Consider the following 22,305-nt stretch of genomic DNA (forward strand, 5'->3'; position numbering starts at 1 on the left):
AAGCTTCTCTCTGTTACCGCTCGACTTGCATGTGTTAGGCCTGCCGCCAGCGTTCAATCTGAGCCATGATCAAACTCTTCAATTAAAGTTTTTTTGGTCTTGCGACCGGCTCAATGAATACTGACTTCAACTTACCTTAGTAAATTAAAGCTATTATCGTTCCAACAGAACGATAATGAATTGACTGTGCCAAAATCAAGTAAACTTGATTCTGATTGGTCACTCAGTTCATCGATAAATCTTTTTGATTATCATCAACGAGTGCCCACACAGATTGATTGGTTTAAATTGTTAAAGAGCGGTGCTTCCCAGACTCATGAGAGCTTCGAAGCGGAGGTGAATTCTAGCGAGATAACTGAAAGAGTCAAACACTTTTTCAAATTTTCTTTTTTAGAAGCTTTTCCTCTCCTAACACTACCTGAAGCCTTGCGGCATCTGCCGTGTCAGTGAGGGCGAATTATAGGGTGAGATTTAATTATAACAAGCCTTTTTTTAAATAAATTATTTGACCGATTAAAAATCAATCAAACTTTTAAATTTTGAATAAAATTCCAACATTTGAGGGGAGTCACAGCAATAAATTGGAAAAACACGACACATATACGTAATATTCATGTGTCTATTTTGTTAATGTTAGATACGCCTCTTACTTTTATGCTGATAAGTAGTATTTTGATATGAACTCAAAGAAATCATTATTACCTCTCATTGCACTGGCTGCTCTTGGTGCATTCATTTTTTCTCTATTTACGATTCACTCATCTGTGAGTTTTGTTCTAGGCGTAGCGCTTTCGGCTATTATTTTGTTACGCCTAAATAATGCAGAGCAAGGAGTACCTACCCCCTCTTCTTCAGAGGATTCATCACAGGCAACAAAAACCTTGTACGTGGGCAATCTACCATATAAGGCGAATGAATCTCATGTTCGAGATCTCTTTGCTAAATACGGTGAGGTTTTTGCAGTTCGCCTAATGAAAGATAAACGTACAGGTAAGCGACGAGGGTTTGGATTTGTTGTTATCTCAGCACCTCACGCCCAAACCGCTATAGATGCGCTTAATGAGACAGATTATATGCAGCGAACACTCAAAGTTCGAATAGCCAATGATCCTAAACATCCTGAAGAGGAAATGGACGAATAGGGGAAAATCCTAATTCTCTCAACTTTTCATTCAACGCGCCTTCTTCCCAAGGAGGCGCACTTGAAAATATAGCGTATTCCTTACCTGTTTTTTCTCCTGTTTTGATACTCAGCAAGCTTTGAACTCGACGAGCAATGGCTTGCCCAGAATCAATCAGCATCACATCCTTTCCGAGCACGCTTTGAATTTCTTCTTTGATCAGGGGAAAGTGTGTGCATCCAAGCACAGCTACATCTATTTTATCTTTTAGTGGACTTAGAATAGCGGCCAATTCATTTAAATTTAGCGGTTTTCCTCGTAACTTTTCTTCGGCCATATCCACCAAACGGGTTGAACCCAGCAGTTCGACACTTTTATTACTAGAAAAATCACGAATGAGATCATGGGTATATTGACGAGAGACAGTAGCCGGTGTAGCGATCAATCCAATGGCTTTATTTGCTAATGAGGAAGCGGGTTTAATCGCAGGCACGACACCAACCACGGGAATGGAAAGCTTTTCTCGTAAACTTGGCAAGACTATAGTACTTGCGGTATTACAAGCGATAACGACAATATCAAAGGCTTGCTGCTCGGCCCAAGGGATAATCAAGCTTTCAACACGATGTAGTAATGTCTCTTGTGCTAACTCTCCATAAGGATAGGCAGCATTATCAAAGAGGTAGGTATAGTTCAGCTGTGGAAGTTTAGCTTGAATTTCTTGATAAACAGATAACCCCCCCACACCAGAATCAAAGATAAGTACATTGGGCTGAGACTGTTGCAACATGCTGGACACCGAATAATCAAAACGCACCGATCATACTCCCTCTTTCACGTTAGGCAACTCTCCAGCTAATGAGATTGTATACACTGCTTTATTGCCACATCCATGAAAGCTGTCACCCTCAATAGAAAACCGCCCGTAGGCGGTGTTGAAATTAGAACTGATAACGCAAAGAAAGGGTATATTCTCTTTCAGGTGAAGCATAACCTGAATACATTTCATATTTTTTATTAAATACGTTATCAACCTTTCCTTGAATAAGAAATTGAGACGAGAACGCATACTCAGCCGTTAAATTCCACAAGCTATACCCACCTAAAGTTGTACCACTAGAAAGTCGATCACTTTGATACAAATACTGTGTGCCAAGCGTCCAATCTTCTATATCGATAGAAGCATTCCACTTAAAATTACGTTTGGCTCGGTTAGCAAGCCGCTCATTTTCCTCTCCGGATTTATTTATCGGGTCTTTAAAATCTAAATAAAATTGATGGTGAACCGCTCCAGACTCAAGGCCTAAGGCAAACTCAAGACCTTTTATCTCAGCTTCACCAATGTTTTGCATCGCACCCCAACTTCCAGCATTATTATCCCAAATCAGCATATGGTTAATCGTGTTTTGATAAGCCGCCACCCCCCAATTAAACCACTCATAATCATAAGTAAGAGAAACTTCAATATTTTTCGACTCTTCTGGTTCTAACGTGGGAACCTCTGCTCCTGGATAATATAAATCGACAAAACTAGGGGCTCGGAAAGCCGTTCCATAACTCAATACCAATTTATAATCCGTTAAAAACTGCCAACCGATTCCTGCTTGCCAAGTATTAAATCGGCCATACTGGCTGTTATCATCAGAACGCGCGCTCGCTTCAACCGTCCAATTATTGAGATGGTATTGAGCAAGCATACTTATTCCAACATTATCACGAGGATTCTCGGATGGATTATAGGTAGAACCATAGGTATAACCCTTCGTGAGCTTTTCTCTACGAAAATCGACACCAGCTCCCAAACTAAACCCAGACATAAATTGATAGGAATTCAACCATGAAGCGTTAGTTTGTTCAATTTCAACATAATCTCCAGAACGCTTAGCCGAATTTGCATTAAAGTCATAGTTATCTTGCTTACCATATGCTGCACCAAATTCTGAAACCCACTGTTGCTCTTTAATCCGTAGATGAGCATTAACGCCTCGATATTCGACTCTCCCCGTCTTTTTCAGGTGAATATCAGGCATTCCCCAACCTGCATTCGCATAACTACTCTGGTCATAATCATATTCATTATTGTAAGCCGTAGCGCCTAGATACAGTTGAATGGACTCCAGCCAATGATGTTGATAGCCCAATTGAGTATGAAAAGATTCAAACCCATGCTCATCCCCATCATTAATACCGCTCATTGGCTTAACATTAAAGCCATCCGTTTTTTCATAACCTATCACCGCCTTTATATGACCATTTTCACTCACAGGCTGAGAAAGGGAGAGATCCGCAACATGATATTGATGACTACCAAACCCAGCATGAATTTTTATCGCTGAATCACGGATATCAGCTCGAGTGATAATATTGATCACTCCAGAGATAGCCTCAGAGCCATAGATAGTCGCTCTTGCACCTCGAATATATTCTATACGTTCAATTCCCGTTATCGGTACTTGGCTAAAGTCAACTTCTCCCATCATGGCTTTAGGCATACGAACACCATCAACCAACACTAAAACCTGAGAGGAACTTCCACCTCGAACATGAATCGAAGCGGTTTGCCCACGCCCTCCATATTGAGCAATTTCAATACTTGGTAAGGTGCGAAAAACATCCACTAAACTCTTGGCTTGCATCCGAGTGATATCCTCTCTTGTCACCACGACCGTAGGTGACAAATTATCAGCATGAACTTGCTCAAACCGGTTAGCGGTGACGACCATCGTTTCATTGGCTGAGAGAGTTTGCGCCACGGAAAAAGAGGCATAAGGAAGCAGTGACATCATTGCCACGCTAAGAAAAGATTTGTTCATTATATTATCCTAAGTCGCGTAAATCCTACTGAGCAGAGATACCACTGCTATACTCAGTTGCTGGCAGGTCTTCGGACTTAAGAGCATGAAACCTACTAACTCGACTTCCCACTAAAAGCAGTGTCTTCATGGAGTGTTCGTTCTCTCTTACCGCTGCGCGTCAGTTCTGGATTTTCACCAGATTCCCTTTTCAGACATTTAGCAACCTAGACGGCCAAATATCACCAGCTTCGTGGATAGTATTCAGCAAAGCCTCCATTGTCTAGTACAGAAAGTGAACCAGGGATGATTTAACCCGTATTTTCTTTCTATTTCGTACAAAACTGGACATGTGTTGTAGATTGAATAAAATCTGCGCTCTTGAAATACATGCACCCATTGAAAGGTAATACCATGGCGACGCTTGACGTAAATCCGGAACACTATTCAGCACAACTGGCTGAGAAAATCACCCGTCTGACTGAAATGTTTCAGCCCTACCAAGTCCCTGAGCTGGAAGTATTTGAATCACCTCAGCAACATTACCGTATGCGTGCAGAATTTCGCGTTTGGCATGAAGGCGACGAGATGTATTACATTATGTTTAACCAAGCCACACGAGAAAAGTATCGCGTTGACCAATTCCCCGCAGCCAGTCGGCTCATTAATGATTTAATGCCCTTACTGCTTGATGCAATGAAAAAAAACGACACCTTACGTCGCAAACTATTTCAAGTGGACTTCCTCTCCACCCTCAGCGGTGAAGTGTTAGTTTCGCTGCTTTATCACCGTCAGTTAGACGAGGCATGGACCATTGAAGCCAATAAGCTAAAGCAACAATTGAATGATGAAGGGTTCAACCTTAATTTGATGGGTCGCGCTCGCAAAATGAAAATCGTACTCGACCGAGAGTATGTGATAGAAAAACTGCACGTCAACGGCCAACCTTACCTGTATCAGCAAGTCGAAAATAGTTTTACTCAGCCCAATGGAAAAGTGGCCGAGAAGATGCTCGAATGGGCTGTTGACTGCACTCAAGACAGCCAAGGCGATCTCTTAGAACTTTACTGTGGTAATGGTAATTTTTCTCTCGCGCTTGCACAAAACTTTGACCGCGTCTTAGCAACAGAGTTAGCCAAACCTTCCGTCGAATCAGCACAGTACAATATTGCGGCAAACAAAATAGCTAATGTACAAATTATCCGCATGTCAGCCGAAGAGTTTACGCAAGCAATGGAAGGCAAACGTGAATTTAACCGCTTGAAAGATGCTGGGGTCGATCTAAAAAGCTATCATTGCAACACCATTTTTGTCGACCCACCACGATCAGGAATGGATAAAGATACCTGCAAAATGGTACAAGGCTATGATCGTATTCTCTACATTTCTTGTAACCCAGAAACATTAAAAGAAAATCTGGATGTCCTAAGCCAAACCCATAACGTGGTTCGCTTTGCACTGTTTGATCAGTTCCCTTACACCCACCACATGGAAGCGGGTGTAATGCTAGAGCGTAAAGCATAAAAAATTAACGAGCCGTAAGGCTCGTTAATTTTTGCGTCCGATGAAGCCGAGCTTTTTACCGATCCACCACAAAAGCCCTAGTACCACAATCACTGAGAACAAGATTGATCCGGAGTCGGGGTATTGAGCCTTCATAAACGCCGAGTGACCAAAAGCCCCAACAAAAAAGCAGGCTAAACCAACCAACGGAATATCTTCAGCTACCGGATGGCGTAAATAGTCTTGGTATAGCATTTGTACCGATAGCACGAGAGCAATCAGTGGAAAGATGGAAAAAGAGACCTCGCTGATCGTCAGCCATGATAACAGTGCATCGCCACACATGCCGCTAATCAGAGCAAGTAGCAATGTTTTACTATTGGAAGTAGGTGATGTTTCGTTACTCATTACTCTATCCCATTTTTTAGTCGATTACGTTCACGCTCTTTGCGATACCAAAGAGCTCCTTTTGCCATCATGCGCAACTGCATAATCAGTCGCTCTGACAATTCATCACGCGCTTGTCGTTCTAGATCCAGAGCTTGCGCACCTGAACTAAAAACTAATGTGACTGACGCTTCGGCTTGGATCGCCGCTTCCTCTCGTCCCATGCCAGTATTGATCAGATATTCAGTCAATTCAGCTGAGAAATGTTGAATTTCACGTACCACTGCGGCGCGAAACTCAAAAGAGGTCCCAGAGCGTTCACGCAGTAACAAACGAAAAACATTGGGGCTACTTTCAATAAATTCCATAAAGGTTTCAACTGACGTACGAATGACGCTCCCTTCTTTGACAATACGCTGACGTGCTTGGCGCATTAACTGACGTAATAACAAACCGCCTTCGTCCACCATAGTTAATCCTAGCTCATCCATATCTTTGAAGTGACGATAAAAAGAAGTAGGAGCGATTCCCGCTTCACGGGCAACCTCACGTAGGCTCAAATTGGAAAAGCTGCGATCTGCACTCAATTGACGAAAAGCAGCATCAATCAACGAGCGGCGGGTTTTTTCTTTTTGTTGTGCGCGAATTCCCGTGGGTTTCATACTGGTTCCGTTCTCTATCAAGAAAAAGTCGACTCAATACTATAACGCAAGACAAAGTCTTGTCGACTCTCACCCTCCTCTTCTTTGGTATAGGCTGGCTTAACTTAATGAATAGGTATCGATGACTCCTTTTAATTAAAGCACGTGATCCTTGGCACTCTATGAAAGTAATAAGATTTACCTAGCGAACCAATCCGTTACAATCTCGCTACAGCATCGCTAATCATTGATAACAAGGATCCCTTATGGCACAGAATCACCACTTTGACGTTATCGTAATCGGCAGTGGCCCCGGTGGAGAAGGGGCTGCCATGGGCTTAACAAAAGCGGGGATGAATGTCGCCATTATCGAGAAAGAGAGCAGTGTTGGCGGCGGATGTACACATTGGGGAACGATTCCATCAAAAGCATTACGTCATGCCGTCAGTCGAATTATTGAATTCAACAATAACCCACTCTTTTGCAAAAACAACACCAGCCTCTCTGCTAATTTTTCCTCCATTCTTAGCCATGCAAAATCGGTGATCGATAAACAGACCCGGCTCCGCCAGGGCTTCTATGACCGAAATCACTGCACACTCATTTTTGGAACCGCTCAATTTGTTGATTCTCATACTATCGCTGTCAGTAAAGACGATGGCAGTGTGGAACAGTATCAAGCCGATAGATTTGTGATTGCAACAGGTTCTCGCCCTTATCAACCGAGTGATGTCGACTTCGGCCACCCTCGCATCTATGACAGTGATTCGATTCTCAACCTCAAGCATGATCCCAAACATATTATTATTTATGGTGCAGGGGTGATCGGCTGCGAATATGCTTCCATATTCCGAGGTCTCGGGGTGAAAACGGATTTAGTGAATACGCGAGATCGATTACTCGCGTTTTTAGATAATGAGATTTCAGATGCACTCTCTTATCATTTTTGGAACAGTGGCGTCGTGATTCGCAACGATGAAACCTACCAAAAAATCGAAGGTACCGATGATGGCGTCATTGTGTACTTGCAGTCTGGAAAAAAAATGAAAGCCGATTGTCTATTGTATGCCAATGGACGAACCGGAAATACCGACCTGCTGAATCTCTCTTCTGTTGGCTTAACCCCAGATTCACGCGGCCAGTTAGCCGTTAACCATAATTACCAGACGGAGATTGAACATATCTACGCTGTTGGTGATGTGATCGGTTATCCAAGCCTTGCCAGCGCAGCCTATGATCAAGGCCGCTTTACCGCTCAAGCCATCACGCAAGGGCAAGCCAGTAATAAACTGATTGAAGATATTCCAACAGGAATTTATACCATTCCGGAAATCAGCTCTGTAGGAAAAACCGAGCAAGAACTCACCGCCGCTAAAATTCCTTATGAAGTTGGCCGTTCCTCTTTTAAGCACCTCGCTAGGGCGCAAATTTCAGGTAAAGATATTGGAAGCTTAAAGATTTTATTTCATCGAGAAACAAAGGAGATTTTAGGTATTCACGTATTTGGCGAACGAGCGGCAGAAATTATTCATATCGGACAAGCGATAATGGAGCAAAAAGGTGCAGCGAATACCATTGAGTATTTCGTCAATACTACGTTTAACTACCCCACAATGGCAGAAGCGTATCGCGTTGCTGCGCTCAATGGCCTTAATCGGCTCTTTTAACGAAAACTCCCCAAACGATCGAGTATCGCTTGGGGAGTGTGGTTTATCCTTTTGCAAAGAACTGCCCTTGTCGCCACTGCCACATCAAAGCCCAGCCTAATGTCATTCCACGTAACGCCATAAAAGCTAACATTGAGAGCCACAAAGCATGGTTCTGCCAATCAGAAAGTAGAGCGAACAGGAGAAAAAAGCCAAGCGAAGCAACGAACATGCTATTACGCATTTCCTTTCCTTTTGTTGCCCCAATGAAAATACCATCCAATAAAAAACACCACATCGAAATTAACGGCATCGCTACTAACCAAGGCAAGAAGATCTGAGCGGTTTTCTGTACATCTTCAATACTCGTAATCAGGCTAATCAGCCATGTCCCTGCAACCCAAAACAATAGAGTTAAGAAAAAACAAATCAGCAGGCTCCAGAAAGTACTACCGATAATGGACGCTTTAAGTTGCTGCTGACTCTTGGCTCCGATCGCCTTGCCGACCATGGCTTCTATCGCATAAGCAAAACCGTCCATGCCATAAGAGATCATCATCAGAAAACTCATTAATACCGCATTGGCAGCCACGACTTGATCGCCAAATGCAGCCCCTTGGAAGGTCATGAAGCTAAACACGGCTTGCAAACACAGCGAGCGAAGAAAAATATCACGGTTAAGGCGCACAAAACGGGTCATCCCCTGTGATGCTTTCGCCAACAAAGACCATGGTGATGGCAAAGATTTCGCGCACCAATATCGCCAAACGCATAGCAGCCCAAAGCTCATTCCAACATAGTCGGCAATCACAGACGCAACGGCGACACCTTGTACTTTCCAGCCAAATCCCAGCACAAACAACACATCCAACCCAATATTGGTGAGATTGGTAATAATGACCATCCACATCGGAGCTTTAGCATTTTGCGTTCCCAGCAACCACCCCAGTAGAACAAAATTCATGAGTGCCGCTGGTGCACTCCAAGCTCGAATAAAAAAATACTGCTGTGCATAAGTTTTGACTTGTTCACTGGCATCGCTAAAAGAAAAAATAGCCTCGCCTACCCCACGATGAATAAGTAAAAATAGCGTTGCAAATCCCAATGCCATCAGAGCGCCCTGCAACCAGACTCGCGCTAATAACTGAGAATTATCGGCACCATACGCCTGAGCCGTTAAGCCCGTCGTTGACATGCGTAAAAAGCCCAACAACCAAAACGTGACACTAATCAAAGTACTACCAAGTGCTACCCCACCCAGATACCAAGCATGCTGTAAGTGGCCGATCACCGCAGCATCCACCAGCCCTAGCAGCGGAATGGTAATGTTTGATAGCACCATAGGAATAGACAGCAGTAAAACCTGCCGATGAAGCGAACGATTAGACAAGGTTTGAATGATAGATTGCACACCATAGCCCTCTATAAAGGAAGGCAACAGTGTAACGAAAATTAACCGAGACAGCTATGCAAGGACTACCATTGAATGAGGACAGCGACGGGGGTAAAACGCTGTTTTAGGTAACCAATCTTACTCATAAAACGTTGCCATAATTTCCAACGGCCACAATCACGATCGAGAGGAGAAAACAGGGTAACCTTGTCGGCCCATGGTAAACAATGTAATACTGCTTGTTCTGGATGAGCAAACCCATGTTGATAGATGCCCGAGCCCATTTTCTGCCCTAAGCGCGAACCCGTTTTATCGCCTGCTAAAATAATGCAAGCCTGCGCATGAGCAAAATGCAGCCCAATTGAACGAATAAAACACGCGACTTGCTGAGCATTGCAATCTAATAACGCTTGCTCACATAAAATAAAAACAGGCGTCGCTTCAGGAACGGGTAAAGATTCCAACCAATCAATACGCTCCACACTGCCGCAGCAATGCTGATAACGTTCACTACGATGAAACAGCTTCTGCCGCCAGAGAAGATGCTCACTCACGTCCACTTCTAACCAATGACAACGGCCGTTATCAATGCGGTAGAAACGGGTATCGAGCCCAGCACCAACATTGACTATCCAACCATCAGGGTAATGTTTAAGGAAGTGGTGAACTTGTTGATCACACAGGCGCGTTAAGGTGACGTGCAACAGCTGTTTTTGGTGAATATCACCCGCAAAACACTCAGGGGCTAAATGACAACGCTGACAAGCACTGGTGGCCATGGGGTCATAAACCAAACCATCATCAACCAAGCTTTCTCGGCTACGTAACCAAAGTGGTTGCAGCAAACGAGGAGGAACCTGATAACCGGATGAATCTGTCTTTTTAGAGGGCATGATCATCTTCCTTATGACACCACAAAGAAGATGATAATGAAAATCAATTAGATTATCAAGCGTATTTATATAGAGGAATCACTTACATCCAATCCGTATTACGAATAATACCGACAGCAACCCCTTCAATGGCTAATTCCTGACAAGTGAGATCAACCTCAATAGGTGAAAAGGCTTCATTCTCTGCGTGCAGAAAAACTTTCGCGCCCTTACGTTCTAATCGTTTGACCGTCACATCATCCTCAACCCGAGCGACAACCACCTGCCCATTACGAACATCTTGAGTTTTATGAACAGCAAGAAGATCGCCATCCATAATTCCAATATTTTTCATACTTTCACCGTGGACACGTAGCAAAAAATCCGCTTGAGGGCGAAACATGCTCGGATCAACGTGATAATGTGCTTCAACATGCTCTTGCGCTAGAATAGGCTCTCCGGCCGCGACACGGCCAATGAGTGGCAAGCCTTCTTCCTGAGCCTCATCATTCGCTCCCAGCAAAATTCGAAGGCCACGTGATGCTCCTGGGATAATTTCAATCACTTGTTTGCGGGCAAGCGCTTTCAAGTGTTCTTCCGCCGCATTAGCAGAACGAAAGCCCAGCTCTCGAGCAATTTCAGCTCGCGTGGGAGGCATACCGGTTTCTTCAATTTTACTTTTGATTAGATCAAAAACTTGTTGCTGGCGTGGCGTTAACGGCTTCATAATTCACCTGTCTTTTTATACAGTTAACTGTGAGTATATCCAGTAATTATTGAAAAGCAATCCAGATTGCTGATTTTTTGATTCATTCCAACCCTCCCTTTGCTCCAAAATGCCTTCTTTCTCTCAGAAAGTAGCGACAAAAATTATCGCAACCTCGATAAAATGCCCTGATGTTCAGCAATATTATTAAAAGGTTTGACCAGTTTCTGGTATTCTTGCGATTCAAAAAAGACACCGACTTAAGCACTTTCCTTTTGAGCTGCCCACAAGTAACAGCATAAAAGTGAACCGTTTAAGTGTTTGTATGTATTCTTGAGGCCTTGAACTCTTATGTCTTCTGGACACTCATTTTCACGCTCCCTTCTGAAATTACCGCTTTCGGTACTGGTTAAGGGAACCGCTATTCCATCAAACCCCGTTGATGACTTGACGATCGACATTAATAAGCCTGTCGTCTATGCATTACCATTTCGCTCTAATGTTGATTTACTCACATTACAGACCCATGCTCTCCAAGCAGGCTTACCGGATCCTTTAGAGCCGCTGGAGATCAATGGGCACCCACTAAAACGCTATGTTTTCATCTCATCTCGCCCGACGTTATTGCAAGATGATCATCATGTTCCCAGTGAATCCATCGCTACTTTCACCGAGTTACTTAGCCTACATCAACTCGATTCTGAGCTGGATGTTCAGATGATTCCTGCCAGTGTCTTATGGGGACGAAAACCGGGTAAAGAAGGGCGTGAAAAACCTTATTTGCAAGCGTTAAATGGCCCACAAAAAGCCAAAGCGGTTGTACTGGCAGGTCGAGACTGCTTAGTGCGCTTTAGCCCTGTCGTTTCTCTGCGCTATATGGCCGATGCCCATGGCACCGATAGCTCCATTGCACATAAATTAGCTCGTGTAGCTCGGATCCATTTTTCTCGACAAAAACTGGCGGCTTCAGGGCCAAATCTTCCACAACGCCACCAATTATTTGCACGGTTAATGCATTCGCCTGCCATCGAGAAAGCCATTGCCGATGAAGCAAGCAGTAAAAAAATTTCCATAGAAAAGGCACGCAAAGAAGCCCATAGCATCCTCGATGAAATTGCGGCTGACTTTTCCTATTCTTTAGTCAAAAAAGGTGACCGAGTTCTGGGCTGGCTGTGGAACCGCATCTACCAAGGCTTAAACATTAATAACGCCGCCACCGTACGAAAACTGGCACAAGATGGGCATGAAATTGTTTATGTACCTTGCCATCGAAGCCACATGGACTACCTGTTACTCTCGTATGTGCTTTATCACGAAGGTATGGTTCCCCCTCACATTGCAGCGGGTATTAACTTAAACTTCTTCCCTGCGGGCCCTATTTTCCGCCGTGGTGGTGCCTTTTTTATCCGTCGTAGTTTTAAAGGTAATAAGCTCTATTCCACCATTTTCCGCGAATATTTGGCAGAACTGTTCGCAAAAGGGTATTCCGTGGAATATTTCAGTGAAGGAGGACGTTCAAGAACCGGGCGTTTACTCCAAGCAAAAACCGGTATGCTCGCTATGACTATTCAGGCCATGCTACGTGGCCTTAACCGACCGGTCACTCTGGTTCCAGTCTATATCGGTTATGAGCACGTCATGGAAGTGAGCACCTATGCAAAAGAGCTACGGGGCAAGCGTAAAGAAAAAGAGAATGCAGGATTAGTTTTCCGCACTTTGCGTAAATTACGTAACTTTGGGCAAGGTTACGTCAACTTTGGTGAACCCATTCCGCTCAATCAGTTTCTGAATGAGCAAGTACCAGAGTGGACGCAGGCGATCGACCCTATGGGAGCCAGTAAACCACAATGGATGAACCCTGTGGTTAATCAACTGGCAACTAAAATGATGACTCACATTAACGATGCTGCCGCCACAAATGCAATGACCTTATGTGCAACAGCCTTGCTGGCTTCACGTCAACGAGCGTTGGCAAGAGATAAATTAGTTAAGCAGATAGAGTGCTATTTATCGCTTCTGCGTCATGTTCCTTATTCCAAGACCTTCACCGTACCGAACGAAAGTGCAGAACAATTGGTCTCACATGCAGAATCGTTGGATAAGTTCTTAGTGGAAACCGATACCATGGGAGACATTATCTCCCTCGATCGCAATCAATCCATTCTGATGACTTACTATCGGAACAATATTATTCACCTGCTGGCTCTGCCTTCGTTAATTGCGCAGATACTGATCCGTCAGCAGCAGATGTCAGTAGAGGCTATCCAACATAACGTGGCACAAGTCTACCCATTCCTTAAGCAAGAACTTTTTTTAAGTTACCAAGAAGAGGAACTCGGTCAGGTGGTTGAACACTATCTTGCAGAACTAGAATCTCAGCAAATGATCAGCCAACAGGACGGAGTGGTGACGATTAATCAAGCACAGACGCAAGTATTGATGCTGCTAGGTAGAACCATTCTAGAAACCTTGCAGCGTTATGCGATTGCTTTAAACCTACTGGTGGCAAATCCTGACTTAGATAAAACCGACTTAGAAAGTAAAAGCCAAGAGATCGCTCAACGTCTAGGCCGGTTACACGGTATTAATGCGCCAGAGTTTTTTGATAAAGGCGTATTCACCGCGCTCTTTATCACATTAACTCAGCAAGGTTATCTTGAGAGTGATGGACACTGCCACTTAGAACAAACAGAGCAGTTTGCGCAGGCTTTATATGCCATGCTGTATCCAGAAGTTCGACTCACCATTCAAGAAAGCATCTATCAAGTTGAGTGGTAACGAAAGTCTACGCCCAAGAAAACATGAAGGCATCCGTCAGGGTGCCTTCATCATTTTAAGCAAATAAGATTATAAAAAAGAGAGGAATAGCCCCACCGCAACCACCATACCAACGTAGTTATTATTCAGGAAGGCTTGAAAACAAGGCATTCGCTCACGGTGCCGAATTAGGTGTTGTTGATGAACAAATAAGCCGCAGGCAATTAAAATCGCCCAGTAATAACTGTGCCCTAATTGATAGTAATAGCCGAGCATCATGAGCAAAACGACCGTCAAAAGTTGTAAAAAACCGATGATCATTTTATCAAAACGACCAAATAAGATAGCCGTTGATTTCACCCCAATCACTAAGTCATCATCCCGATCGACCATCGCATATTGAGTATCATAAGCAATGGTCCAAATGACATTAATGGCAAATAAAAACCAAACGACCATAGGTAATTCATTGGCTTGAGCAGCCCAAGCCATCGGAATAGACCAGCTAAACGCTAAACCCAAAAAAAGCTGAGGAAGGTGGGTATAACGCTTCATAAAAGGGTAAATAAACGCTAACACCACCCCTGCGAACGAGAGCTTGATCGTCAGTGGATTCATGGTCAAAACCAATAAAAAAGACAGTAAAACCAAACCAACAAAAAGAACAATCGCTTCTTGAGCGGTCACAATGCCCGCGGGAAGAGGACGCTGAGCCGTTCGTTTGACATGCCCATCCACATGGCGATCCGCAAAGTCATTAATCACACAGCCAGCCGAACGCATGGAAAAAACCCCGACAATAAAAACCAGTAACACTTTCATGTCTGGTATCCCTTGTGCTGCCAAAATCAGCGCCCATACTGTTGGCCATAATAACAGTAATGAGCCAATCGGCCGATTCATACGCATTAGCTGCCAATAGGCGTGAGCTTTTGCTACGGTCATTTACACACTCTCCTTAGCGTATACCGGGCAATCCGGAAGAAATAATTCAGCCACTAACATTGGTTTGTTATTCATCCATAAACGAGAACGACGAGCCAGAAGTGGCCCTTGAGGAGTCTGAGCCCAACCCACTTGTAATGCATCACGATACACATTACCGCTACTGAAAACCGTTACCCCGAGAGGAATTTCCCCCTGTAAAGTCAAATCGACAGATTGATCTTGCAAAGAAGATTGGGGGATTAAGGTTCGACCCAGTACCCAAGGAATACCATCTCCTGATAAAATCACTTGTCGTCGTAAACAAGATTCTTTGGATAATAATGTAAATTCATCAACCTCAAGTTGCTCAGAATCCACCCAATGATGTTCACAAAAATCCACTTGCAATGTTTGACAAGACAGCCCCATCAGGTGAGATAACGAGCCTTGTTCTAATAGCCAAGATTTTGCAATGTCACTGGGATAAGTAAACGCTGTCGGCATGATCCAATTTACTTGCTGTAACGCAGAAAGATAGGGTGGAGTTATTCTCTTCATACTATTATTCAATATCATGCTTAACTATCATACAATAACGCTTGAATACAGCGACACAACTCGTGTTTAAGCTCTAATTAAGCATTTTATTTACAATCAGATGCGCTATTGTAACAAGACTCCGACGATTCGAATATCGTGAACAGAATAAAGAACAGGCACAAATATGCTTAAACGTTATTTAGCCCCAACAATGCTCGCCTTTGGCCTGCTAATGGCTTACCCAACTCAGGCAACAGAAGAAAATAAACCCCAATTGGCTTATTTTACTCTTGAGCCCGATCTTACCACTAACTTCTATACTAAAGGCCAGCGCTTAGGCTATATCCAAGTCAGAATTGATATCATGGTCGCCAATAGTATGGATCTTCCTTTGATCGAGCTACATCAGCCCTTAATTCGAGATGCCGTTGTCGAACTGCTCGGGAAACAAAGTGAGGATGCGATTAAATCTCTGGCTGGAAGAGAAAACTTACGTAAAACCTTAGTTGAACAATTAAACAATATTCTATTGCCAGAAACAGGGCGTACACTCATCGCTGATCTCTTGTTTACTAAGTATATCTATCAATAGATTCGCCCAGCCTCACTCATCAAAAGCAGGCTACTGATGCTTTTGATGAGACGCTTTCAATCGCCCAATATCAAGCATTCCCAACAGTAAACCACTCAGCAGCCCAGCCAGATGGGCACTATTAGCAATCGCCATGAAAGGCTGAACGAACCCCAAAATTAACCACACCAGCATAAAACCGATTAAGGATTTAGGCATCGTTAATCCAAGTTCTGGCGCGCGCCAACCTAATATCCATAAATAGCCAACTAACGCATACACAACGCCTGACAAACCGCCAAAATTTGCGCCTTCTACCCAATATTGTCCAGCACCCGATAAAGCGGCGGAGATCAAAAAAATTTGTAGCACTTTCATACTCCCCAATCGCCTTTCAATATCTCCCCCTAACTGCCACCACCACAGTAAATTAAAGGCAATATGTAACACAGAAAAATGCAGTAACGCGTGACTAAACCAACGCCACAACTGCCATTGCTGTCCCGCCAAGGCTGGAAAATGCAAAGCCGAAAAAACCTGTTGATTGAACCCAAACAGCTGCAAGGCAAAAATACCGCCACAAACCAGCATCACGAATAAGGTGACAGGGCCTGCTTTGGCTTTGATTAATGAAAACAGACTGGGAGAGGCGTAAGAAAACTGAGGGCGTCGTGTTTCTGCTACGTGCCAAGAAGCCGCTTGATACTTTCTGTCGTGGGGGGAATGTAAAAACTGCTTCAATTCACTTTCAGCTTCAACCCAATGCTGTTCATCCACCAGCCATAAAGAACATTGATCGCCCTCCTCGATATTCATCTGTATATCGATCTGCCGTGAAGCCATGTAGTCAATAAAAGACTGTGCCATGCGGGGATTATTTAGGGTAATCAATTTTATCATTGTGGATTAACTCGTCTCTATGGGTAAACCGGCCCGTTGCCAAGCTTCAAAACCGCCATCAATACTATACACCTGTTCGAAACCTTGGTTAATCAAGTATTGTGCAGCACCTTGGCTACTCACGCCATGATAACAAAGCACTAAAACAGGCTGTTCAAAATCCGTTTCATTCATAAACGTAATCATTGAATCGTTAGTCAAATGAAATGCCTGCGGGGGGTGAGCGAGAGCAAAAGATTGCGGATCACGGATATCCACCAATCTTGCGGTTAACTGCTCCAGTAATTGTTGAGCTCCCATGACATCAATATGCTGAAATTGGTCCATAATTTTTCTCGTTGAGCCTTTATTTTATAGCGCACATTGTAACCTAACTCACATGGAACAAGTACACAGAGAGATTAAGGTTATCCACCGATGACTGCTTTTCCATCAACTGTGGATAATTCTGTGAATTGCGTTGATAAAGGGTATTACAAAAATAAGATCCACAACATCTTGTAATGATCTTTATTTTACTGTGAGTAACAAAAATATATCCCCAAATAAAAAACAGCGTTCAGCCCTTTATTTACCCCTATTGATGACAATTAGTAAATAAATTTATCACAGACTTATCCACAGAAAATCTCATCTCAGAAACTGGATTTAAGATCGATCAATAAAAAAGCCGGGATCTCTCGATCCCGGCTTTCTGAATATGACGCAGCGAAGAAAGGTTAACCTAAAACTCACCCACCGCTTCTTTGAGTTTTTTCATCGCATTTTTCTCTAGCTGACGAATACGTTCAGCAGACACTTGGTATTGATCAGCCAGCTCCTGTAAGGTGGCTTTTTGATCATCCAGCCAACGAGAACGGACGATATGTTGGCTTCGTTCATCTAGGCTCGCCAGAGCAAAACTCAAACGTTGGTTTGTGTGGTTTTCCCAGTTTTGAGCTTCAATATTTTCAGCAATATCCGACTGTTTGTCTTCTAAATACAGCATCGGAGCTGTATAGGCATTCGGGTTATCATCATCTTCAGCTGAAAACTCAAATGTGGCATCTTGAGCGGCTAAACGAGATTCCATTTCACGAACCTCTGACGGTTCAACACCCAGTTCCCGGGCTACGGTTTCCACTTCACCATTGTTAAACCAACCTAAGCGTTTTTTCGACTTACGTAGGTTAAAGAAGAGTTTACGCTGTGCTTTCGTTGTGGCAATTTTCACAATACGCCAGTTACGTAACACATATTCATGGATTTCAGCTTTAATCCAGTGAACCGCGAAAGAAACGAGCCGAACACCGACTTCTGGATTGAAACGTTTTACGGCTTTCATCAAGCCGATATTGCCCTCTTGGACAAGGTCAGCCATAGGCAAACCATAACCGGAGTAACCACGAGCAACATGAACAACAAATCGAAGATGCGATAAAATGAGAGTTTTCGCCGCTTCTAAATCACCTGAGTAATGTAATCGCTCAGCCAGTTCACGCTCCTCTTCAGCACTCAGCATTGGATAGCTGTTTACTGAACGGATATAGCTATCTAAGCTGTCTTGTGAAACGAGAGCCATTGGATACGCTTGGTTAGTCATTCAAATCCTCATCAATCTCTGATCTGGAGTTATTTTTAACCCATCAATCTTGAACTCAAAATGAACAGGTTTCAAGTCTTGATTGCCGATCATTTGTCAGCAAGACTCAAGAAAAAGCCTCTTACTCTATATAAGTTTATCTCTGTTCAAGAAAAATTGAAGATCCGTGAATAGAAATCTTCTCTGTCATTTTCCTGCTATAAATAGACCGAATAAACTTAAACAGGTTCAATTTCTTTTAGATGCCGCTTAGCAGAAAGATGAGCGGCGATGCAACCTAAAAAAGTGCCCAGCATTAATAACAGCAACGATTCATCCCAGTTAAGGCCAATCAGTCGAAACTGGCTATCGTACAAAGCAGCCAATGTCGAAACCGCGCCGTTAAGCACTACGGTAATCAAGGCCGTCATTAACCATGCCGATAATGCCCCTAACAAACCGAACCACATTCCAGAATAGAGATAAGGTCGCAGAATATAACTGTCGGTCGCCCCAATCAGCTTCATGGTTTGAATTTCATCTTTATTGGCTTGGACATTAAAACGTAAGGTGTTGCCCACAATAAGAAAAACTGATGACAGCATTAATAATGACAGGCTGACCACCACAATGACGGCGAGATGTCGAATCGCATCCAACCGAGCTAGCCAATCTTCATCTAAACGAACATCCGTGACGTTCGCCTCTTGACGCAAAGCCTGAGCAAGCTGCTTGATGATCTGGTTATCTTCAACACTCGGCGAGATAACCAATACCGCAGGTAACGCGTATTCATCCAAGAGGCTGATCGCTTGATCAAAGCCAGCATATTGGCTGAGTTCAGCCAGTCCTTGTTGAGGCGAAATATACTCAACCGTTGCCACTTCACGACGGCTTTCAATCAGGTCTTTCAACACCATAATTCGAGGTTCAGGCGTTCCCTCTTGAATATACAGGTTGATTTGTGATGGGCTTGCTACATTTACCGCCACCGAGGCGATATTTTTGGTCAGTAAATACAAGCTGGCTGGCAGTGCCAATGCCATCGAGATCACCGCTAAAGTAAGGATATTGCCAAGTGGACGTTGCCATAGCGCCGCAAAGGCAGCTTTGGACTGTTTGACATGAATAGCAAAAAATGAGTCTCGCTGCTGCCCGCGCTGTTTACTGGCTTTGGCTTTGTTTGATTTTATTTTAGTGACCATATTCTTCTACCTCACTCAAAAAACCTTGGTTGAGTTCCATATGGCGATATTGGGGACGAGAGTGCACCAAATTAATATCATGAGTGGCGAGTAAAATCGTCACGCCGGCTCGATTGAATTCCTCAAACAAACGTAAAATACGATTCGACAATTCAGGGTCTAAGTTCCCAGTCGGCTCATCGGCCAATAATAACGTCGGCCGGTTAACCACGGCTCGAGCAATCCCTACTCGTTGCTGTTCCCCACCAGATAACTGGCTGGGTAAGCAACGGGCTTTATCTAATAAACCGGTTTTATCTAACGCCGCTGAGACGCGCCGCTTTACCTCTTGCTCAGAGATGGACTCGATACGCATCGGGAGTGCGACATTATCAAAAACAGAGCGATCCATCAGCAGCCGATGATCTTGAAAAACGATGCCGATATTACGCCGTAGGAAGGGAATGTCTTTATTCGGAATACGGGTAATGTCGTGCCCATTGAAGCTGACTTTACCATCGGTTGGCCGCTCAATGGCACAAATCAATTTCAGTAAGGTACTTTTCCCTGCTCCTGAATGCCCACCTAAAAAAGCCATTTCTCCTCGACGCAAATGAAAATCGACTTTCTGAAGCGCTTGGCGACCACCGCGATAGGCTTTACTGACTTGTTGAAACTTAATCACCCGTTATTCCCCTATAAAACACACGAGAACATCATTTTGATTGCTCACATGCTAAGGCTAAAGTTACTGCTGAAACTCTCGCTGCGTATTATTCGTCTCGGCTAAATAAGGCATCAATAAATTCTTGGGTTGAGAATGGACGTAAATCATCTATCCCCTCCCCAACACCGATATAACGGATAGGAATCGTGAATTGATCGGCAATCGCAAAGATCACTCCCCCTTTTGCTGTTCCATCCAATTTAGTCAAAGTAATACCCGTTAACGGTGCCGCGTCACTAAAGAGCTTCGCTTGGCTAATCGCATTTTGTCCGGTTCCTGCATCTAATGTCAGCATGATTTCATGCGGTGCTTGAGGATCGATTTTCTTCATAACTCGGACGATTTTTTTCAGCTCTTCCATCAAGTTCGCTTTATTTTGCAAACGCCCTGCAGTATCTGCGATCACCACATCAACACCACGAGCTTTTGCCGCTTCAATGGCATCATAAATGACAGAGGCACTGTCTGCCCCTGTATGTTGCGCAATTACAGGAACTTGGTTGCGTTCCCCCCACACTTGCAGCTGTTCCACCGCTGCCGCTCGGAAAGTATCGCCTGCGGCTAACATCACTTTCTTACCTTGAGCTTGGAACTGTTTCGCCAGTTTACCAATGGTGGTGGTTTTTCCAACACCATTCACGCCAACCATCAAAATGACATAAGGCGCAACTTGCTTATCGATCACCAAAGGTTGATCAACTTGGGACAGAATCTCGGCCATTTCTTGCTTAAGTAGCGCATAAAGCGCTTCACCATCGCGCAATTGCTGACGCGTTGCTTTTTCTGTCAAATTGGCAATAATTTTTAGGGTGGTTTCCATCCCAACATCGGCCATCAAGAGTTGCTCTTCTAACTCTTCAAACAGATCATCATCAATTTTTTTGCCCTTAAACAGCCCAAAGAAACCAGAACCGATATTAGCTTTGGTACGGCTAAGGCTACGCTTTAAGCGTACAAAGAAACTTTCTGTGGGCTTTTCTTGTTCTTGAATACGTGGAACGGGCACTTCGGCTTCGGCTTCGGCTTCGGCTTCGGCTTCGGCTTCGGCTTCGGCTTCGGCTTCGGCTTCGGCTTCGGCTAATAGAGTCTGTTCTTCCCCTTCACGGTTTTCAACCTCAGTGGGCAATGACTCTTCGATCCATTCATTAGGCGGTGTCGCTTCTGTTTCTAATGGGGTTGATGCATTCTGATCCGGCTGTTCATCACCGAAACCGAGCCATGACAATAAGCCACGCTTCTTTTTTTCCGTCATTTGGGAATATCCTGAGTCTGACTAAGCGATAATGTTTCTCTAACCGAATTATTGCGGGTCAGAGAAAGAAAAATGACAAAGCAGTGAAAATTTTTTGCTTCACTTGGTACACTTTGCCACTCTATTTAATCCTGCTTTCTGCTTTTCGCTAAGAAACCAGCAGATTGGCTATAATAACACTTATTTAGCGGTCAAAAAATCTATGCGAAAACCTCGCCAGCAAACCCTATCACAAAAACGCTTACCAAGCGGCCATGTTCGTATTATTAGTGGCCTTTGGCGGGGGAGAAAACTCCCGGTTCATGATGCCCAAGGGCTCCGTCCAACCACGGATAGGGTAAAGGAAACCTTATTTAATTGGTTAGCGCAGGATATTGCTCACGCAAAATGTCTGGATGTTTTTGCTGGTTCTGGAGGGCTAGGCTTTGAATGCGCCTCTCGACAAGCTGAGCAAGTCACCATGCTAGAATTAAATCCCACCGCTTATGCTCAGCTCAACCAAAACATTGCGGCTTTAAAGGCAACCAATATTCATGCCATCAATATCGATGCGGTGGCCTACCTTCAACAAAACGGACAGCCTTTTGACATTGTCTTTATTGATCCCCCTTTTCGTCAGGGATTACTGAAACAAACCATCGATCTGCTGGAAGAGAAAGGTTGGTTGGCTGAACAGGCGATGATTTACGTTGAAAGTGAAAAAGAGTTAGCACTAACGGCCTTCCCTGAATCTTGGCAATTACACCGAGAGAAGATAGCAGGACAGGTCTGTTACCGCCTGTTTATTCGCCACCTAAGGTAGAAGCAAAAGCGCGAAAACCCAAT

At 43.9% G+C, this 22,305-nt stretch carries 21 protein-coding genes, 1 rRNA gene and 1 riboswitch; of the genes, 6 read left to right on the forward strand and 16 right to left on the reverse strand.

Features of this window, described 5'->3' with window-relative positions:
• Window positions 1-85, reverse strand: a 16S ribosomal RNA gene (locus B5D54_RS11780); the annotation flags it as partial.
• A 592-nt stretch (window positions 86-677) separates the two neighbouring features.
• Between B5D54_RS11780 and B5D54_RS11785 the strand changes: the two genes are divergently transcribed.
• Window positions 678-1,142 (forward strand): RNA recognition motif domain-containing protein, encoded by a 465-nt coding sequence (locus tag B5D54_RS11785; protein ID WP_078926743.1) that lies wholly within the window; start codon window positions 678-680, stop codon window positions 1,140-1,142.
• Here the strand turns inward: B5D54_RS11785 and murI are convergent.
• Both murI and B5D54_RS11795 read right to left on the reverse strand, forming a co-directional pair.
• Window positions 1,111-1,911 carry a glutamate racemase gene (gene murI / locus B5D54_RS11790; RefSeq protein ID WP_078926864.1) on the reverse strand — a complete coding sequence of 267 codons (801 nt, stop codon included), beginning with the start codon at window positions 1,909-1,911 and terminating at the stop codon, window positions 1,111-1,113. The genes B5D54_RS11785 and murI overlap by 32 nt on opposite strands.
• A gap of 151 nt (window positions 1,912-2,062) precedes the next feature.
• On the reverse strand, window positions 2,063-3,934 hold the full coding sequence (locus B5D54_RS11795) for a TonB-dependent receptor domain-containing protein (RefSeq protein WP_078926744.1): 1,872 nt from the start codon (window positions 3,932-3,934) through the stop codon (window positions 2,063-2,065).
• Window positions 3,935-3,979: 45 nt separating this feature from the next.
• Window positions 3,980-4,178, reverse strand: a riboswitch (cobalamin riboswitch).
• A 149-nt stretch (window positions 4,179-4,327) separates the two neighbouring features.
• Between B5D54_RS11795 and trmA the strand changes: the two genes are divergently transcribed.
• Window positions 4,328-5,437 carry a tRNA (uridine(54)-C5)-methyltransferase TrmA gene (gene trmA / locus B5D54_RS11800; RefSeq protein ID WP_078926745.1) on the forward strand — a complete coding sequence of 370 codons (1,110 nt, stop codon included), beginning with the start codon at window positions 4,328-4,330 and terminating at the stop codon, window positions 5,435-5,437.
• Between the two features lie 24 nt (window positions 5,438-5,461).
• Here trmA and B5D54_RS11805 read toward each other — a convergent pair whose 3' ends face one another.
• Both B5D54_RS11805 and fabR read right to left on the reverse strand, forming a co-directional pair.
• On the reverse strand, window positions 5,462-5,824 hold the full coding sequence (locus B5D54_RS11805; RefSeq protein ID WP_072670146.1) for a YijD family membrane protein: 363 nt from the start codon (window positions 5,822-5,824) through the stop codon (window positions 5,462-5,464).
• A complete protein-coding gene (fabR, locus tag B5D54_RS11810) occupies window positions 5,824-6,465 on the reverse strand; it encodes an HTH-type transcriptional repressor FabR (RefSeq protein ID WP_078926746.1) in 642 nt (213 codons plus the stop codon). The genes B5D54_RS11805 and fabR overlap by 1 nt, the downstream gene beginning before the upstream one ends.
• Before the next feature lie 245 nt (window positions 6,466-6,710).
• On the opposite strand from fabR, the gene sthA reads away from it, so the two are divergent.
• The gene (gene sthA, locus B5D54_RS11815; RefSeq protein WP_078926747.1) at window positions 6,711-8,111 is read left to right on the forward strand and encodes a Si-specific NAD(P)(+) transhydrogenase; all 1,401 of its coding nucleotides are present in this window, start codon (window positions 6,711-6,713) and stop codon (window positions 8,109-8,111) included.
• Window positions 8,112-8,154: 43 nt separating this feature from the next.
• On the opposite strand, the gene dinF is transcribed toward sthA, so the two are convergent.
• From dinF to lexA, 3 genes are all read right to left on the reverse strand, one after another.
• Complete coding sequence (dinF, locus tag B5D54_RS11820) at window positions 8,155-9,501, reverse strand: MATE family efflux transporter DinF (RefSeq protein WP_078926748.1); 1,347 nt, start codon at window positions 9,499-9,501, stop codon at window positions 8,155-8,157.
• Between the two features lie 65 nt (window positions 9,502-9,566).
• Window positions 9,567-10,382: a class I SAM-dependent methyltransferase gene (locus B5D54_RS11825; protein ID WP_167514878.1), complete on the reverse strand. Its 816-nt coding sequence runs from the start codon at window positions 10,380-10,382 to the stop codon at window positions 9,567-9,569.
• Window positions 10,383-10,458: 76 nt separating this feature from the next.
• A complete protein-coding gene (gene lexA, locus B5D54_RS11830) occupies window positions 10,459-11,082 on the reverse strand; it encodes a transcriptional repressor LexA (protein WP_078926750.1) in 624 nt (207 codons plus the stop codon).
• Window positions 11,083-11,412: 330 nt separating this feature from the next.
• On the opposite strand from lexA, the gene plsB reads away from it, so the two are divergent.
• Window positions 11,413-13,839, forward strand: coding sequence for a glycerol-3-phosphate 1-O-acyltransferase PlsB (gene plsB, locus B5D54_RS11835; protein WP_078926751.1), 2,427 nt, complete (start codon window positions 11,413-11,415; stop codon window positions 13,837-13,839).
• 69 nt (window positions 13,840-13,908) lie between these two features.
• On the opposite strand, the gene ubiA is transcribed toward plsB, so the two are convergent.
• Both ubiA and B5D54_RS11845 read right to left on the reverse strand, forming a co-directional pair.
• The gene (gene ubiA / locus B5D54_RS11840; protein ID WP_078926752.1) at window positions 13,909-14,763 is read right to left on the reverse strand and encodes a 4-hydroxybenzoate octaprenyltransferase; all 855 of its coding nucleotides are present in this window, start codon (window positions 14,761-14,763) and stop codon (window positions 13,909-13,911) included.
• Entirely contained in the window at window positions 14,764-15,303 is a 540-nt protein-coding gene (locus B5D54_RS11845) for a chorismate lyase (protein ID WP_078926753.1), read from the reverse strand.
• Window positions 15,304-15,469: 166 nt separating this feature from the next.
• On the opposite strand from B5D54_RS11845, the gene B5D54_RS11850 reads away from it, so the two are divergent.
• The gene (locus tag B5D54_RS11850; RefSeq protein WP_078926754.1) at window positions 15,470-15,877 is read left to right on the forward strand and encodes a flagellar basal body-associated protein FliL; all 408 of its coding nucleotides are present in this window, start codon (window positions 15,470-15,472) and stop codon (window positions 15,875-15,877) included.
• Between the two features lie 30 nt (window positions 15,878-15,907).
• Here B5D54_RS11850 and glpG read toward each other — a convergent pair whose 3' ends face one another.
• The 6 genes from glpG to ftsY all read right to left on the reverse strand — a co-directional run bounded on the left by glpG (window position 15,908) and on the right by ftsY (window position 21,480).
• A complete protein-coding gene (gene glpG / locus B5D54_RS11855; protein WP_078926755.1) occupies window positions 15,908-16,756 on the reverse strand; it encodes a rhomboid family intramembrane serine protease GlpG in 849 nt (282 codons plus the stop codon).
• Between the two features lie 6 nt (window positions 16,757-16,762).
• Complete coding sequence (gene glpE, locus B5D54_RS11860) at window positions 16,763-17,083, reverse strand: thiosulfate sulfurtransferase GlpE (RefSeq protein ID WP_078926756.1); 321 nt, start codon at window positions 17,081-17,083, stop codon at window positions 16,763-16,765.
• 397 nt (window positions 17,084-17,480) lie between these two features.
• Window positions 17,481-18,338: an RNA polymerase sigma factor RpoH gene (rpoH, locus tag B5D54_RS11865; protein ID WP_078926757.1), complete on the reverse strand. Its 858-nt coding sequence runs from the start codon at window positions 18,336-18,338 to the stop codon at window positions 17,481-17,483.
• 218 nt (window positions 18,339-18,556) lie between these two features.
• Complete coding sequence (gene ftsX, locus B5D54_RS11870) at window positions 18,557-19,522, reverse strand: permease-like cell division protein FtsX (protein ID WP_078926758.1); 966 nt, start codon at window positions 19,520-19,522, stop codon at window positions 18,557-18,559.
• The gene (ftsE, locus tag B5D54_RS11875; protein WP_078926759.1) at window positions 19,512-20,186 is read right to left on the reverse strand and encodes a cell division ATP-binding protein FtsE; all 675 of its coding nucleotides are present in this window, start codon (window positions 20,184-20,186) and stop codon (window positions 19,512-19,514) included. The genes ftsX and ftsE overlap by 11 nt, the downstream gene beginning before the upstream one ends.
• Before the next feature lie 88 nt (window positions 20,187-20,274).
• Window positions 20,275-21,480 (reverse strand): signal recognition particle-docking protein FtsY, encoded by a 1,206-nt coding sequence (ftsY, locus tag B5D54_RS11880; protein ID WP_115173947.1) that lies wholly within the window; start codon window positions 21,478-21,480, stop codon window positions 20,275-20,277.
• A gap of 202 nt (window positions 21,481-21,682) precedes the next feature.
• On the opposite strand from ftsY, the gene rsmD reads away from it, so the two are divergent.
• The gene (rsmD, locus tag B5D54_RS11885; RefSeq protein WP_078926866.1) at window positions 21,683-22,282 is read left to right on the forward strand and encodes a 16S rRNA (guanine(966)-N(2))-methyltransferase RsmD; all 600 of its coding nucleotides are present in this window, start codon (window positions 21,683-21,685) and stop codon (window positions 22,280-22,282) included.
• Window positions 22,283-22,305 lie beyond the last annotated feature (23 nt).

It is taken from the genome of Vibrio cincinnatiensis DSM 19608 (genome assembly GCF_900167345.1).
In the GTDB taxonomy this organism is placed as follows: Bacteria; Pseudomonadota; Gammaproteobacteria; order Enterobacterales; family Vibrionaceae; genus Vibrio; species Vibrio cincinnatiensis.

What these genes read in the sequence shown, in the direction of transcription:
- B5D54_RS11845 (WP_078926753.1), bottom strand. Translation starts at nt 15,303, where the DNA reads ATGAAGAGAATAACTCCACCCTATCTTTCTGCGTTACAGCAAGTAAAT.
- murI (WP_078926864.1), bottom strand. Translation starts at nt 1,911, where the DNA reads ATGTTGCAACAGTCTCAGCCCAATGTACTTATCTTTGATTCTGGTGTG.
- glpE (WP_078926756.1), bottom strand. Translation starts at nt 17,083, where the DNA reads ATGGACCAATTTCAGCATATTGATGTCATGGGAGCTCAACAATTACTG.
- B5D54_RS11785 (WP_078926743.1), top strand. Translation starts at nt 678, where the DNA reads ATGAACTCAAAGAAATCATTATTACCTCTCATTGCACTGGCTGCTCTT.
- sthA (WP_078926747.1), top strand. Translation starts at nt 6,711, where the DNA reads ATGGCACAGAATCACCACTTTGACGTTATCGTAATCGGCAGTGGCCCC.
- ftsY (WP_115173947.1), bottom strand. Translation starts at nt 21,480, where the DNA reads ATGACGGAAAAAAAGAAGCGTGGCTTATTGTCATGGCTCGGTTTCGGT.
- rsmD (WP_078926866.1), top strand. Translation starts at nt 21,683, where the DNA reads ATGCGAAAACCTCGCCAGCAAACCCTATCACAAAAACGCTTACCAAGC.
- plsB (WP_078926751.1), top strand. Translation starts at nt 11,413, where the DNA reads ATGTCTTCTGGACACTCATTTTCACGCTCCCTTCTGAAATTACCGCTT.
- B5D54_RS11805 (WP_072670146.1), bottom strand. Translation starts at nt 5,824, where the DNA reads ATGAGTAACGAAACATCACCTACTTCCAATAGTAAAACATTGCTACTT.
- ftsX (WP_078926758.1), bottom strand. Translation starts at nt 19,522, where the DNA reads ATGGTCACTAAAATAAAATCAAACAAAGCCAAAGCCAGTAAACAGCGC.
- glpG (WP_078926755.1), bottom strand. Translation starts at nt 16,756, where the DNA reads ATGATAAAATTGATTACCCTAAATAATCCCCGCATGGCACAGTCTTTT.
- trmA (WP_078926745.1), top strand. Translation starts at nt 4,328, where the DNA reads ATGGCGACGCTTGACGTAAATCCGGAACACTATTCAGCACAACTGGCT.
- B5D54_RS11825 (WP_167514878.1), bottom strand. Translation starts at nt 10,382, where the DNA reads ATGATCATGCCCTCTAAAAAGACAGATTCATCCGGTTATCAGGTTCCT.
- ubiA (WP_078926752.1), bottom strand. Translation starts at nt 14,763, where the DNA reads ATGACCGTAGCAAAAGCTCACGCCTATTGGCAGCTAATGCGTATGAAT.
- B5D54_RS11795 (WP_078926744.1), bottom strand. Translation starts at nt 3,934, where the DNA reads ATGAACAAATCTTTTCTTAGCGTGGCAATGATGTCACTGCTTCCTTAT.
- rpoH (WP_078926757.1), bottom strand. Translation starts at nt 18,338, where the DNA reads ATGACTAACCAAGCGTATCCAATGGCTCTCGTTTCACAAGACAGCTTA.
- B5D54_RS11850 (WP_078926754.1), top strand. Translation starts at nt 15,470, where the DNA reads ATGCTTAAACGTTATTTAGCCCCAACAATGCTCGCCTTTGGCCTGCTA.
- lexA (WP_078926750.1), bottom strand. Translation starts at nt 11,082, where the DNA reads ATGAAGCCGTTAACGCCACGCCAGCAACAAGTTTTTGATCTAATCAAA.
- fabR (WP_078926746.1), bottom strand. Translation starts at nt 6,465, where the DNA reads ATGAAACCCACGGGAATTCGCGCACAACAAAAAGAAAAAACCCGCCGC.